We start from the raw sequence: 13155 nt of genomic DNA, 5'->3' as shown, positions 1-13155 counted from the left end.
AGCGATCGTCATGCCCGACCAGCGACAGCCGAAGCAGCGGCGTCATGAGATCCCACCCGCCACGGCACAGGCACGGGACGGTTTGTGTCCCTCGACCGACGCGGCGTTCCGGAGGCTGCGCACGCTTCCCCCGGGGCCGGAACGGGACGCGCTGAGGAACGACACCGTCTGCTCGTGGCTGCCGATGGCGCACCGGATCGCCTCGCGGTTCCGCTACCGCGGCGAGAGCGTGGACGATCTCCGTCAGGTGGCAGCGATGGGGCTGGTGAAGGCGGTGGACCGGTACGACCCCTTCCGGGGCAAGGCCTTCGAGACCTATGCCGTCCCGACAGTGACGGGCGAGCTGAAACGGCACTTCCGCGACCACACGTGGGACGTCCATGTCCCGCGCCGGGTCCAGGACCTGCGCAACCGTATACGGGTCTCCCGGCGCGAGCTCGCCCAGGCCGACGGGGGGCGCCTGCCCAGTTGCGCCGAGATCGCCGCGGACACGGGCCTCGGCGAGGACGACGTCCGGCTGGGCACGGAGGCTCTGAACGGTTACAGCGCCCTTTCCTTGGACGCCGAGCCGCAGGGGGACGGCCGAACCAGCCTGGCGGACCGGCTCGGCTTCTGGGACCGGGCCCTCGACGTCGCCGTCGACCGAGAGGCCGTCAAGCCGGGGCTGAGGGCGCTTCCGGAACGCGAACGTACGGTGCTCTACCTGCGGTACTTCCGCGACATGAGCCAGGTGAACATCGCGGAGGTGCTCGGCATCTCGCAGATGCACGTGTCCCGGCTGCTCCACCGGTCCTGTGCGCGACTGCGCGCCTCCGCCCTGCGGGAGTCGGCTTGACCGCCTCGGACCGGCCTGCCGAGTCAGCCACACGGCCAGGTCTGTCGTCCGTTCTGGAGAAGTCGCTGCTGGAGGAGTTGCTGCTCGATGAGGCACCCGGCCCCCGCGACGGGTGCCGAGTACTGGTCACCGGCTGGTTCAGCTTTCTGGACGGCGAGGTGACGGCCGGGGACGCGCTGGCACAACGGGCGGTGGCGGCCGCTCTCGAACGGCTGAAGGTCCCGCATGACACGGCCTGGAGTCCGGTCTTCGCCCCGGGCGCGCTGACGCTCGACGACGCGCGTCCCGGTGACTACAGCCATCTTCTGTTCGTCTGCGGCCCGCTCCACGGGGAGCAGATCGCTGCGTTGCACCAGCGCTACGCCTCATGCAGACGCGTGGCTGTGGGAGTCAGCGTGGTGGTACGGGACAGCCCGGCAGCCGGCGGCTTCCACCGCGTCCTGGAGCGCGACGGTCCGGACGGCGGTACTCTCCCGGACCTGTCGGCCGCCGCTCCCCCGATGGTTCCCACTCCGGTCGTGGGGATCGCCCTGACCCATGGGCAGGGGGAGTACGGCGAGCGCCGCCTCCACGACAGTGTCGCCGGAACCGTGCTGCCCTGGCTCGCCGGCAAGGACTGTGCGCGGATCGACGCCGACACCCGGCTGGCCCACGACGACTGGCGTCACTGCCGGACCCCGGACCAGTACCTCTCACTGCTCGGCCGGCTCGATCTGATGGTCACCGACCGGCTGCACGGCCTGGTGCTCGCGCTGCGCGCCGGCGTCCCCGCCCTGGCGGTCGATCCCGTACGGGGCGGCGCCAAGGTGACGGCGCAGGCGCACCTCCTTCGGTGGCCGGCGGTGCTGTCCGGCGAGAGTGTCTCGCCGGAACTCCTGGACCGCTGGTGGGACTGGTGCCGTTCCCCGGCCGGTGCGTCCGCGGCCCGCCGCCGCCGCGCACGGATGCTCGGCGGGGACACCGCCGCGCACCCGCCCCGCCCGTGAGGCGGCGGCCCGGCCGCATCTGACTTCCCGGGCCGCCGCCGGTCAGCCCACGTACCGGCGGGCGGTGTACGCGCGGCGGGCCCGTTCCAGGGTGCGCAGCCGTGCCTCGACAGGAGGTGACACGGGCCGCCGCCTGCGGAGCACCCAGGGCAGGCCGGCCACCGCCCGCCCGAAGGCCCTCAACGATGCCCTGTCCCGTGGGACCGTGCACAGGAGGTGAACGGTCCGGCGTACGGCGGGGACGAAGGGGCGGCGCAGCCAGGTGAACCAGAGCGTGTTCCGCAGTCCCAGTACGCGCCGCTCGGTGCTGTCCCGGGCCTCGGACGCCGCATGGTGGATCAGGAGGTCCGGCACGTAGCTGAGCCACCATCCTCGCTGCAGCAGGTCGGTGGCGAGCAGTTCCTCCTCGCCTCCCAGCCACAGTCCGGGATGGAACCCGCCCACCGACCGGAAGGCGTCCGTCCGCATGACTGTCGCGGCGGCGAGGAAGGAGCCCAGGGCGGGGCCGGGCAGCCAGTCAGGCCCGGCGAGCGGTGAGTCGCGCAGCTCCGCGACGACGGGGTCCTCCTCCCCCGACGGTTCCACGACGATGCGCGCGGTGACGGCGGCCAGTCGCGGACGGGTGTCGAGGATGTCGGCGGCTTTCCGCAAGGACAGCGGCTCCCACCAGGTGTCGTCGTCGCAGAACGCCACATAGGGGCTCCGCACCTCCGCCACCGCCAGGTTCCGCCCCACCGCGCCGAGATTGCGGCCGGGGGTCAGCAAGGTCATCTCGGGGAAGAGCCGCGTCACCGCCTCGGCGGTGCCGTCCGAGGAGGCGTTGTCCGTGACGACGACCCGTGGCCTCTCGGGCAGGTCGCTCAGGGCGTGGAGCGTGCGCAGCAGCTCGGGCCTGCGGTTGTGGGTGATCACCACCACGGTGACACGGTGATCGGTCATGTCGTCCTCCGTTCTCCCGCGTCCTCGTACGCCGATGCGGCGGGCACGTACTCCTCCAGCAGACGCACGGTCCGTTCGACCCGAAGGGGCAGGCGGCGGCGCAGCCGGAGCGCGGCGGGCATCCGCGCCGCGACCCCTCCCAGCGCCGCGGCGGCCCCGGCGTCGCCCCGCACCGCGGCGGCGCTCAGCGCGAGGGTGTGCCGGAGTGCCAGGCGGACAGGGCGCCGAAGCCAGTCGGTGAGAAGGGCGTTACGACGCAGCAGTACGGTGCGGCCGGGGCGCTCGCCGGGGTCGGGGTGGTGGTATGCGGTCACGGACGGGTCGTAGGACACGCCCCAGCCGGCTGCCGCCAGGTCGTAGGCCAGCAGTGTCTCCTCGGCTCCGAAGAAGAGCAGTGGGTGGTAGCCGCCCGCGTCGAGGTGGGCGCGCCGCCGGACGACGCACGCGCAACCGAGGAAGCCGAGGACCGGCCGCCCCGGCAGTCCTGGGTCGGGCGGCAGCGGCGAGCGGGCCAGCAGTTCGTTCAACGGGTCGTCACGCTGCTCGGGACCGACCAGGCTGCGGGCCGCCAGGAGTCCGAGGCGCGGGTGTGCGTCGAGAAGGTCGGCGGCTCGCCGTAGGGCGCCCGCCTGCCACCAGGAGTCGTCGTCGCTGAAGGCGACGTACGGGCTGGCCGCGTGGCGCACCGCCAGGTTCCGGCCCAGCGCCCCCGTGTTGCGACCGGGTGCCAGTACCTGCGCGCCCGCCGGATGGGCGCGCAGCGCCTCGGTCACCGCGGGGTCCAGACCGTTGTCGACCACCACGACGGGAGGCCGCTCGGGCAGCGCCGCCAGCCGGTCGAGGGTGCGCAGGGCGCTGTCGGGCCGGTCCTTGGTGATCATGGCGACGGTGGTCCTCGGGTCGGCCTCAGGCACAGCCGTTCGCCCCCACCGGCCGCGATCCGTCCCGGCCGCCGGTCGCACCCCCCGGGCGGATGTGCGCCAGTACGGACGCGATCACCTCGCCCGCGCCGATACGGAGCAGCGACGGGTCGGCCGTGGTGCCGTGCGGGTCTCCGGGCGGGCCGGGGTACCAGAGCGCCGTGTGGCGCGGGTCTTCCGGGGGTGGCCCCCAGAGGCGCGGAGCCACCGGGCCGAACAAGGTCACCGAGGGGGTTCCATGGGCGACGGCGAGGTGAGCGGGACCGGTGTCTCCGCTGACCAGGCAGGCGGCCCCGGCGACCAGTGCGGACAGCTCCGCGAAGGGAAGTCCGCCGGACAGCACCTCCACGGTCCCGTCGCCGGCGGCGTCCGCCACGGCCGACGCCAGTGCCTCCTCGCCGGGGCCGCCGGTCACGACGACGCGGCGGCCCGTTGCGAGCACCGCGCGGATCACGGTCGCGAAGCGTCCGGCGGGCCACCGCCGGGCGGCGGCCTCGGCACCGGGGTGCACCACGACGGCGCCCGGCGCCGGAGAGGGGCCGGGCGGAGACGGCAGCAGGACGTCCCGTGGGTCCGCCTCGATGCCGTACGCCTTGAGCAGCCGGCACCAGCGTTCCCTTTCGTGGTCCTCGCCCCGCCATACGGGCGGCGCGGCCGCACCCGGTGACGGGCAGGAGTACGACAGGATCCGGCGTGGGCCGAGCGCGGCGAGTGCGCCGTGGCTCTCGGAACCGTTTCCGTGCAGGTCGATCGCGACGTCCGGCGGAGCACCCTGCCAGCCGGTGAGCTCCGGGACCCCGCGCCGGGGGGCCGAGGCCGGAAGAAGCGTGTCCACTGCCTCCGTGGCCAGCGCGGCGTCCCGGAGCGAGGACGGGGCGGCGAGCACGATCTCGTGGCGTGGAAACGCACGGCGTACGCCTCGCAGCGCGGGCACCGCCGCGAGGAGATCACCGAGGCCGAGAGCGCGCAGGACGAGCACGCGGGGCCGCGAGGAGGGCATCGTCACGCCTTCCTGGCCGGACGGCGGTGGCCCGCGGGGTGGTCGGCCGGTCCGAGGGCCGCCCGTTCGGCGAGCCGGGTGGTGCTCCTGCCGTCCAGATAGGGCAGGAGCACCACCTCTCCTCCCCAGCTCCGCACGAGCCGCGCTTCGGGAAGCCGGGTCAGCGCGTAGTCGCCGCCCTTGGCCCAGATGTGAGGCCGCAGTTCCGCCAGCAGCTCTTCGGGGGTGTCCTCGTCGAAGACGGCGACCGCGTCGACACAGCCGAGAGCCAGCAGGACCCGGACCCGGTCGTCGGCCGGAACGAGAGGCCGCGAACCGCCTTTGCGCCGCCGCACGGAGGCATCGGAGTTGACGCACACGACCAGGCAGTCGCCGATGCGCCGGGCCGCCTGGAGCAGTGCGACGTGCCCGGCGTGCAGGAGGTCGAAGCAGCCGCCGGCGGCCACGACCGTGCCGCCCTCCGCGCGCACCCGGGCCGCCAGTGCGAACGGGTCCGGGGCCGTGTCGGCTTCCGCCGCGCCGGTGTCGGCCTCGGGAGCGGCTGGAGCCGTGTCGAGGCGGAGTCCGTTGGCCCCGCCGTCCTCGACGTACCGGGTGGCGGCGCGTACGGCCTCCTGGACGGCGGTCTCCGGCAGCTCGCCGTCGGCGAGCAGGCAAGCGGCGGTCGCGGCGAAGCGGTCGCCCGCTCCGCAGGCGTCCCCCTCCACGGACCGAGGGGCCGACACCAGCAGCGGGTCCCCGCCGTGCGTCAGCAGCGCGCCTCCCGCACCGAGGGTCACCGCGACGGAGGTGACCCCCCAGGCCCGGATCAGTTCGCGGGCGTCGTCGGCCGACCGGCGGACCTGGGCTCCCGCCCCGGACCCGGTGAGCGCAGACGGTTCGCCGGGGGTGGCACGGGCACCGGGGGCGGACGCGGCGAAATCCCGGGCCTCGGCCGCCGACGGCGTGACCAGTCGCACTCCCCGCACCGGCGGACCGCCCCGGGGGTGCGGGTCCCACACGACGGGCACCCGGGCCGCGGCACCGGCGAGGGCCTCGCGGAGTACGTCGGCAGCACCCCGGCCGTAGTCGGCGACGAGGACGGCGCCCGCCGCACCGACGGCGGCCAGCGCTTCGTCCGTCGTCCCGGAGGCGCGTCCCTCACCGTCGTCCAGCCGCAGGACCGGCACGCCCTGGGCCATCACCCTTGTCTTGCAGGACAGCTCTCCGGCGAGCGGCAATTCGACGACGCGGACGAGGCCGTCCAGGAGCAGCCGCAGGGTGCGGCCCGCCTCACCGTCGCCGAGCGCGGTGACCAGGGTGACCTCGCGGCCGTCCTGGGCCGCGAAGTACGCGGCGAGCGCGGCGCCGCCGGGCCTCGTGACCCTTCGGGTGCCGTGGACCACCGGCACCGGCGCGTCGGGGGCCAGTCGGTCGGCCCGGCCGGACAGGTCGTGGTCGAGCAGGGCGTCTCCGACGACGAGCAGCGGGGCGAGCGGGCTCACAGCGCTCCCTCGACCGCCGGAAAGCCGGGCTTCCGGCCGGAGGCGGCCGTGCTCTCCTCACATGCCTGGTCGAACGCCTCACACAGCATGTGCACGGCGACCAGGTGGAGTTCCTGGACGGTGGCCGACACCGGCGCGTTCACACACAGGGATTCGTCGCAAGCCGCTTCGAGAGGGTTGGGCGCCGGGCCGGTCAGCGCCCATACGGTCATTCCGATACGGCGTGCTTCGACCGCCGCCGACAGCAGGTTGGCGCTGGCGCCGCTGGTCGACAGGAGCATGAGGACGTCGCCGGCCCGGCCGTGGGCGCACACCTGCCGGGCGAAGACCTCCTGGACCCCGTAGTCGTTGGCGATCGCGGTGGTGGAAGAGGTGTCGGCGTGCAGTGCCAGGGCGGAGAACGGCGGCCGGTCGTCGCGGTAGCGACCGACCAGTTCGGCCGTCAGGTGCTGGGCCTGGGCCGCGCTGCCGCCGTTCCCGGCGACGAGCAGCCTGGCTCCGGCGCCGAGGCGGCCGGCGAGCTCGGCCCCCCACCGGTGGACGAGAGAGCACGAACCGCGGAAGGCGGTGAGCGCGTCCGCGAGGTCGTCGCAGTGCTTGCCGTGGTGCGTGCGGTTCATCGGATGACTCCCGAAAGTGAGGGGGTGGCGGTCACGGCGCTGTAGACGCGGGCGACTCCGTCGGCGACGCGGTCCCAGGTGTAGTGCGCGAGCACCCGCTCGCGGCCGGCCGCTCCGTAACGGGCCAGCCGTACCGGGTCGTCGAGCAGCGTGCGGATCACAGCGGCGAGGTCGCGGTCCCCGTCCGCGGCGGGCGGGACCAGCGCCCCCGTGACGCCGTCCACGACGGTGTCGAGGTGGCCGCCGACGGCGGTGGCGACCACGGGCGTGCCGCATGCCATGGCCTCGATCGGCACGATGCCGAAGGGTTCGTAGTCGGGCAGCGACAGAACCAGGTCGGCGCCGGACATCAGAGCGGGCATCCGGCCGTGGGGCACCGAGCCGAGCAGGGTGAAGCGGTCGGCGACACCGTGGTCCTCGGCCACCTTCCGCAGCCTCTCCGCCTCCGGCTCGGCGAACAGGAGGTCGGCCGGCGGTCCCCCCGCGACGAGGAGTTCGGCGTCCGGGACCTCGGCGAGCGCCCGGATCGCCCGGTCGAAGCCCTTACGCCGCACGAGTCGTCCGACAGCGACCAGTCGCCGCGGTCCCGACGGCGCGCCTGCCGGGCCGCCGGAGGGGGCGAAGTGACGCGGGTCGACGCCGCACGGGACGACGGAGACGCGGTCGTGTGCGACGCCCATGGCGGCGAGTTCCGCGACCTCGTCGGCGCAGGTGGCCAGCACCCGCCGGCAGGAGTTGCCGATGGCCGCCTCGGTCGCCAGCCGCTGGGGCGGACTGGTGTCCTCCGCCCCCTGATGGCGCTTCTTGACCGTGCCGAGTGCGTGGTACGTCTGGATCACGGGAACGCCGAGGCCGCGGACGCCGATCATGGCCGCCGTGCCCGACATCCAGAAATGGGCGTGCACCACGTCCGGGCGCTCCGACCGCCACCGCCGGGCGAGGAAGGCACCGAACTCGGGCATGTGGGCGATGAGTTCGTCCTTGGGTACGCGCGAAGCGGGCCCGGCCGGCACGTGGACGACACGCACCCTGCCGGGTGTGACGACCTCCGGCGACAGGTCGGGGCTGTCCTGGCGGGTGTAGACGGTGACGTCGTGCCCGCGCCGGGCGAGGTGGTCGGCGAGCTGGGCCACGTACACGTTCTGTCCGCCCGCGTCGGGGCCGCCGAGCTCGGCCAGCGGGCTGGCGTGCTCGGAGACCAGAGCGACACGCAGGGAGGCGGGGCGGGCGTACCTCATCGTGTGACCTCTTTCAGCAGATGTTCCCAGTCGTCCTGGAAGCGCTGCACCCCGTAACGGGACTGTGCGGCGGACCTGGCCCGCTCCCCGGTGCGGGCGGCGAGGCCGGGGTCGGCGAGAAAGGCGCGGACCGCCTCGTCGAGGACGTCGAGGCGGTTGGAGACGACTCCCGCGTCCTCGGGCACCGCTTCGCGGACTTCCGTGGTGTCCAGTGCGACGACCGGCATGCCGAGGAACATCGCCTCCAGCAGCGAGAGACCGAGCGATGTCCACCGCACCGGGTGCAGGTAGAGCCGGCAGCGGGCCATGGCCGGGTGCAGCGCGCCCTGCGGCAGGTCGCGCGCCCGGCAGCGGTCCTCCGACAGTCCGAGGTGGGCCGGGAGTGCCTCGGTACGCATGCCGAAGACGTCCAGCGGCGCCGCGCGGGCGAAGCGCGGGAGCAGGTCGGTGCCGGTGGTACGGCCGCGCCGTACGGGATCGTTGACCACGACGGCGGCCCGTCGCTCCGTGCCGGTCCACAGGGCCCCCGGGTCGATGATGCCGTGCTCGATCACCGTGGTCGGGGCCCGCCCGTTGTCCCACATCAGCCGGTTGAAGTGGGTGACGTGGACCAGGGGGATGTCGTCCCTGCCGGCCAGCGGATGCCGGGTGCCGGCCGCCGTTCCGTCGGGGCTGTTGTGCTCGACGTACACGGCGGGCACGTCGACGCCCGGCCGCCGCCCGGTCCAGGCCGCCGCCAGTTCCAGCTCGTGGGGCCGCTGGAGCACCATGAGGTCCACGTCCGCGTCCCGCAGCCGGTCCGCGGGCACCTCGACGGCGTTCGGCGGCCAGTCCCAGGTCGCCGCCCGCCCCAGGCCGTCCGGGCCGCGGTCCGGAGTGACGGGGATCAGGAAGGTGTGCGGTCCCTGGACGAACGATGTGGCCCAGGAGCCGTGTACGTGCCAGATGAGGATGTTCACGCGGTCTCCTCGATGAGCTTGTGGACGGCCAGGACCACGTCCCGGGGGGTTACGCCGTCGAGGCACGGATGTCCGGGTACGGGACAGTGCCGGGCACGGCTGCCGGCGCACAGGGCCGTCTGGTCCCCGAGCACTACCGCCGGGACCCCGTAGGGGCCCCACCGTTCCGCCGGCACCACCGGTGAGAACAGCGAGACGACGGGTGTGCCGACCGCTGCGGCCAGGTGGGCCGGTCCGGTGTTTCCGCTGACCAGGACGTCGGCGTTGCGCAGGACGCCGGCCAGCACGCGCGGCTCGGTACGCCCGCCGAGATCCAGAGCGACGTCACCACCGACCCGGCGTGTCAGATCCGTCTCGTCCGGCCCGCCGGTGACCACGACGCGATGTCCGGCGTCCGCGAGGCGCTGGACGGCGTCGGCGCACCGCTCGGGACCCCAGGCGCGGGCCGGGGCGCTGGCCCCGGGATGGACGACGACGTAGGGCCCGTTGCCGGTCAGCGGCACGGTGTCGGGGGACGGCAGCACCCGCAGTCGGCGGTCGTCCCCGGGCGGCGGCGCGAAGCCCATCGCCACGGCGGTGTCGAGCGCCGCCTCGGCCTCGTGGCGGTCCGGGAGCCGCTGGTGCCGTACGTCGAGCAGCGTCCCGGGGTGATCCACGCTGTCGGCGCCGATCCTGCGGACGCCGGCCATGCGCAGCAGCAGCGCGGTGGGCAGGGGGCTCTGGTGGAACGAGGTGAGGACCAGCGCGGTGTCGAACACGGCTTCCCGCAGCCGCCCGACGAGGGCGTCGACGCCGGCGTCCTCCACGGTCGGCGGTCTCACCCCCTCCCAGGGCGCCTCCCAGACGATCACTTCGTCGACCCCTGGGAGCAGTCGGGCCGCCGGCTCACCACGTGGCCCGCACAGCAGGGTCACCCGGGAGGCGTGCGCGGCGACCGCGCGGACAGCGGGTCCGGCGAGCAGGACGTCTCCGAAGCTGTCCAGCCGGACGACGAGTGCCCTCACGTGAAGTCCTCCCGCCGGCTCAGGACCATCCGTACGGCCGTCAGTACGTCGGGCGCCGTCCAGCGCTCCGCCTCCACCTCGGAGCGCAGGGTGGCGGCGTTGGGGACGAGGACGCCGCGGGCGCCCGCCGCCCGTGCGGCGAGGACGTCCGCCTGGATGTCGCCGATCACCACGCACGCCTGTGGCCGTACGCCGAGGCGCCGGGCGGCCTCCATCACGAGGCCCGGTCGTGGCTTGCGGCAGGCACAGTCGGCCTGCGGGGTGTGCGGACAGTACACCCAGGTCCCGAGGGTGCCGAGCAGTTCGTCGGCCCGCCGGTTGACCCGCAGCACGTCGTCTTCGCGCAGCAGTCCCCTGCCGATGCCCGACTGGTTGCTGACCACGCCGGTCGCGACGCCCTCGGCTCTCAGCAGGTCGGCCGCCTCGCGTGCTCCGGGCAGAAGCCTGACCTGTTCCGGGTCGCCGTTGTAGGGCACGTCCTCCACCAGCGTCCCGTCCCGGTCGAAGAGCACGGCGGACACCTGGCGGAGGGCGGGGGAGTCTCCGTTCACCGGTTTCCTCCCGGCGGCCGGACACCTCGGTGCCTGATCTGCCCGCCGAGCCAGTGCCGGACGGCGACGGGCGGAATGGCGACGCTGGTGGCCACCATGGTGACGACCTCCTGGCGGGTCCTCGGTCCGGGGGCGATGCGCGCCCAGGCGAACTCAGCCGTGGCCGCCGTCCAGAGCGCCGCGGCGAGCGCGGCGCCCTTGCGCCGGCCGGCCACCGCTGCGAGGACGGTGACGCAAGCCAGTCCCGTCGTGGCCAGGTGTCCGGGCAGCCGCCCCCGGGGTGCCTCGGCGCGCGCCCACCAGTCGCGTCCGTGCAGACGGTTCATCAGCACGTCGTCGGCGTTGCCCCGTTGGGCACGCACCGACGCCCAGCGGCCGGACGGGCGGACCGGATGGCGGGTGACGCGCCGGCCGCGGCGCAGCGACCAGCCCGCGCCCCTCACGCGCAGCGCCAGATCGGCGTCCTCGCGGAAGGCGCGCGGGAACCGCTCGTCGAAGCCGCCGGCCTCCTTGAGCGCCGTCGCGCGGTAGGCCATGTCCGCGGTGGCCCAGGCCGCCGCTTCCAGTCCTGCGGTGCCGCGCTCCCAGTCCGTGGGCCTGCGGTCGTCGGGCAGTGGCACCGTCAGGCGCCCCTGGACACCCCCGGTCCGGTCGTCGGCCTCGGCCAGGTCCTCGGCCAGCCGCTCGGCCCAGTCGGGCAGCACCTGGACGTCGTCGTCGAGGAAGACCACCCAGGGTGCGCCGACCGCCCGCGCGCCCGCGTTGCGTGCGGCGGCGGGGCCGCGGCCGCCGGTGGCCAGGACACGGACGGGGAGTGCACCGACCGGCCCGAGCGGCAGGGCGCCGTCGGCCACGGGGCGGTCGTCGACCACGACGACCTCCGCCGGACGTGGGCCGGAGGAGACGGCCAGCGCCCGGAGGCAGTCCGCGAGACAGACACGGCCGATGGTGGGGACGACCACGGCGTACTCCACCGGGGCGCTCATGCGAACGCCTTTCCCCGCCGGATCGCGAACGGCCCGAGCGCGAGCAGGTCGACGGGAGCGGATCCGAAGCACTCCAGCGCGTCACGGGGATCGTCCACCATGGGCCGGCCGGCGGTGTTCAGGCTGGTGTTGACGACGACGGGCAGTCCGGTGCGCCGTTCGAAGGCTTCCAGCATCCGGGCAACCAGCGGCTCGGCGGCGGAGTCCACGGTCTGGACCCGCGCGGTGCCGTCGACGTGGACGACCGCCGGAATCCGGTCACGCCACTGTTCGGCCACATCGTGGACGAACAACATGTACGGGCTCGGCAGCGGGCCGTCGAAGAGCTCGGCCGCCCGCTCCGCCAGCACCATGGGCGCGACCGGCCGGAACTCCTCACGCCCCTTGACCGCGTTCAGACGCTCCAGGTTCGCGGCGCGGCCCGGGTGGGCCAGCAGCGAGCGGTGGCCCAGGGCCCGCGGGCCGAACTCGGCACGCCCTTGGAACCAGGCGACGACGCCGTCCCGGCTCAGTTCTTCCGCCACGGTCTCCGCGATGTCGTCGGGCTCCTCGTACGGCACGGCGGCCCGCTCCAGCCAACCGCGCAGTTCGTCGTCGCTCCAGCCGCGGCCGAGAGCGGGAGTGGGCATCGCCTCGACGGGCTCCTTCTCGCCGGCCACGTGCAGGGCCGCTCCGAGAGCCGTCCCCGCGTCGCCCGCGGCGGGTTGCACCCAGACCTCCCGGAACGGCCCCTCGCGGTACAGCCGTGTGTTGGCGACGCAGTTGAGCGCCACTCCCCCGGCGAGGGCGAGCACGTCGTCACCCGTGCGGCCGTGCAGCCACCGGGCGAGGTCCAGGACGACGTCCTCGAGACACGCCTGGGCGCTCGCCGCCACATCGGCGTGGTCCTGGGTCCACGGGGTGCCGGGTTCACGTCCGGGCACCAGCGAGGCCCACGGCACGGGCCGGGCGGTGAAACCGCCCGTGTCGTCCGCCTGTACGAACTCCCGCAGCCGGTCGGTGAAACGCGGCTTCCCGTAGGAGGCGAGCGCCATCACCTTGAACTCGTCGCTGCTGCGCAGGAATCCCAGGTGCTGGGTGAGGTCTTCGTAGAACAGACCGACCGAGTCCGGCAGCTTCTGGGAGGCCAGGACCGTCAGCTGCCGGTCGACGTACCGGCCGGAGAGGTGGGACCCGCACTCGCCACGGCCGTCGAGCACCAGGACGGCGCAGTCCGGGTGCGGCGACGCCTGTCCGGCGGATGCCGCGTGCGCCACGTGGTGGGCCACGAAGCGCACTTTGCCCGGGTCGAGCCCAGGCAGGGCCTCGGCGAGGAATTCCGGGGCTCTGCGCGCGTACTCCTGGCGCAGATGGTCCCAGGGATCGTCGAGACCCATCTCGCCGGCCGGACGGGCGAGGCCCGGGTCGTAGGAGTAGGCGACGACGTCGAGGTCGGCGGGGCGCAGACCCGCCTGCTCCAGACACCATCGGGCGCTGAGCTCGGGCAGTTCCCAGGCGGAGAAGGGGAGGGGCCTCTTGCCGTGCTTGCGGCGGCTGAAACGTTCCTCCTCCGCGGCGGCGACGATCCGTCCGTCGACGACCAGGGCTGCCGCGGGATCGTGGAAGAGTGCGTTGACACCGAGGACGCGCATGG

At 74.2% G+C, this 13155-nt stretch carries 13 protein-coding genes; 2 read left to right on the top strand and 11 right to left on the bottom strand.

Annotated features, from left to right (window positions below):
- Positions 1–10 precede the first annotated feature (10 nt).
- Positions 11–835, top strand: a complete 825-nt coding sequence (locus tag AB0P41_RS33055) for a SigB/SigF/SigG family RNA polymerase sigma factor (RefSeq protein ID WP_365935796.1) — start codon at positions 11–13, stop codon at positions 833–835.
- Complete coding sequence (locus AB0P41_RS33050; RefSeq protein ID WP_365935794.1) at positions 832–1821, top strand: polysaccharide pyruvyl transferase family protein; 990 nt, start codon at positions 832–834, stop codon at positions 1819–1821. Before AB0P41_RS33055 ends, AB0P41_RS33050 begins: the two co-directional genes overlap by 4 nt.
- A 42-nt stretch (positions 1822–1863) precedes the next feature.
- Here AB0P41_RS33050 and AB0P41_RS33045 read toward each other — a convergent pair whose 3' ends face one another.
- From AB0P41_RS33045 to AB0P41_RS32995, 11 genes are read right to left on the bottom strand one after another with little or no spacing between them, the layout of a single operon-like run.
- Positions 1864–2760, bottom strand: coding sequence for a glycosyltransferase (locus AB0P41_RS33045; protein WP_365935793.1), 897 nt, complete (start codon positions 2758–2760; stop codon positions 1864–1866).
- Complete coding sequence (locus AB0P41_RS33040) at positions 2757–3641, bottom strand: glycosyltransferase (RefSeq protein ID WP_365935873.1); 885 nt, start codon at positions 3639–3641, stop codon at positions 2757–2759. Before AB0P41_RS33040 ends, AB0P41_RS33045 begins: the two co-directional genes overlap by 4 nt.
- A gap of 25 nt (positions 3642–3666) precedes the next feature.
- A complete protein-coding gene (locus AB0P41_RS33035) occupies positions 3667–4680 on the bottom strand; it encodes a glycosyltransferase family 9 protein (protein ID WP_365935792.1) in 1014 nt (337 codons plus the stop codon).
- 2 nt (positions 4681–4682) lie between these two features.
- Positions 4683–6164, bottom strand: a complete 1482-nt coding sequence (gene rfaE2, locus AB0P41_RS33030; RefSeq protein WP_365935791.1) for a D-glycero-beta-D-manno-heptose 1-phosphate adenylyltransferase — start codon at positions 6162–6164, stop codon at positions 4683–4685.
- Positions 6161–6784 carry an SIS domain-containing protein gene (locus AB0P41_RS33025; RefSeq protein ID WP_365935789.1) on the bottom strand — a complete coding sequence of 208 codons (624 nt, stop codon included), beginning with the start codon at positions 6782–6784 and terminating at the stop codon, positions 6161–6163. Before AB0P41_RS33025 ends, rfaE2 begins: the two co-directional genes overlap by 4 nt.
- Positions 6781–8022, bottom strand: a complete 1242-nt coding sequence (locus AB0P41_RS33020; protein WP_356714534.1) for a glycosyltransferase — start codon at positions 8020–8022, stop codon at positions 6781–6783. Before AB0P41_RS33020 ends, AB0P41_RS33025 begins: the two co-directional genes overlap by 4 nt.
- Positions 8019–8981 carry a glycosyltransferase gene (locus AB0P41_RS33015; RefSeq protein ID WP_365935787.1) on the bottom strand — a complete coding sequence of 321 codons (963 nt, stop codon included), beginning with the start codon at positions 8979–8981 and terminating at the stop codon, positions 8019–8021. Before AB0P41_RS33015 ends, AB0P41_RS33020 begins: the two co-directional genes overlap by 4 nt.
- On the bottom strand, positions 8978–9985 hold the full coding sequence (locus AB0P41_RS33010) for a glycosyltransferase family 9 protein (RefSeq protein ID WP_365935785.1): 1008 nt from the start codon (positions 9983–9985) through the stop codon (positions 8978–8980). Before AB0P41_RS33010 ends, AB0P41_RS33015 begins: the two co-directional genes overlap by 4 nt.
- On the bottom strand, positions 9982–10536 hold the full coding sequence (locus AB0P41_RS33005; protein ID WP_356714531.1) for an HAD family hydrolase: 555 nt from the start codon (positions 10534–10536) through the stop codon (positions 9982–9984). The genes AB0P41_RS33010 and AB0P41_RS33005 overlap by 4 nt, the downstream gene beginning before the upstream one ends.
- Entirely contained in the window at positions 10533–11522 is a 990-nt protein-coding gene (locus AB0P41_RS33000; protein WP_356714530.1) for a glycosyltransferase, read from the bottom strand. The genes AB0P41_RS33005 and AB0P41_RS33000 overlap by 4 nt, the downstream gene beginning before the upstream one ends.
- Positions 11519–13153, bottom strand: coding sequence for a carbamoyltransferase C-terminal domain-containing protein (locus AB0P41_RS32995; RefSeq protein ID WP_365935782.1), 1635 nt, complete (start codon positions 13151–13153; stop codon positions 11519–11521). Before AB0P41_RS32995 ends, AB0P41_RS33000 begins: the two co-directional genes overlap by 4 nt.
- Positions 13154–13155 lie beyond the last annotated feature (2 nt).

The sequence above is a fragment of the Streptomyces sp. NPDC079167 genome, assembly GCF_040686735.1.
Lineage (GTDB): Bacteria > Actinomycetota > Actinomycetes > Streptomycetales > Streptomycetaceae > Streptomyces.
Note: the sequence above shows the minus strand (reverse complement) of the source record. Positions and strands in the feature narration are given on the sequence as shown.

Coding starts and splice junctions, on each gene's coding strand:
- AB0P41_RS33055 (WP_365935796.1), top strand. CDS start 11: ATGCCCGACCAGCGACAGCCGAAGCAGCGGCGTCATGAGATCCCACCC.
- AB0P41_RS33045 (WP_365935793.1), bottom strand. CDS start 2,760: ATGACCGATCACCGTGTCACCGTGGTGGTGATCACCCACAACCGCAGG.
- AB0P41_RS33040 (WP_365935873.1), bottom strand. CDS start 3,641: ATGATCACCAAGGACCGGCCCGACAGCGCCCTGCGCACCCTCGACCGG.
- AB0P41_RS33035 (WP_365935792.1), bottom strand. CDS start 4,680: ATGCCCTCCTCGCGGCCCCGCGTGCTCGTCCTGCGCGCTCTCGGCCTC.
- AB0P41_RS33025 (WP_365935789.1), bottom strand. CDS start 6,784: ATGAACCGCACGCACCACGGCAAGCACTGCGACGACCTCGCGGACGCG.
- AB0P41_RS33020 (WP_356714534.1), bottom strand. CDS start 8,022: ATGAGGTACGCCCGCCCCGCCTCCCTGCGTGTCGCTCTGGTCTCCGAG.
- AB0P41_RS33000 (WP_356714530.1), bottom strand. CDS start 11,522: ATGAGCGCCCCGGTGGAGTACGCCGTGGTCGTCCCCACCATCGGCCGT.
- AB0P41_RS32995 (WP_365935782.1), bottom strand. CDS start 13,153: ATGCGCGTCCTCGGTGTCAACGCACTCTTCCACGATCCCGCGGCAGCC.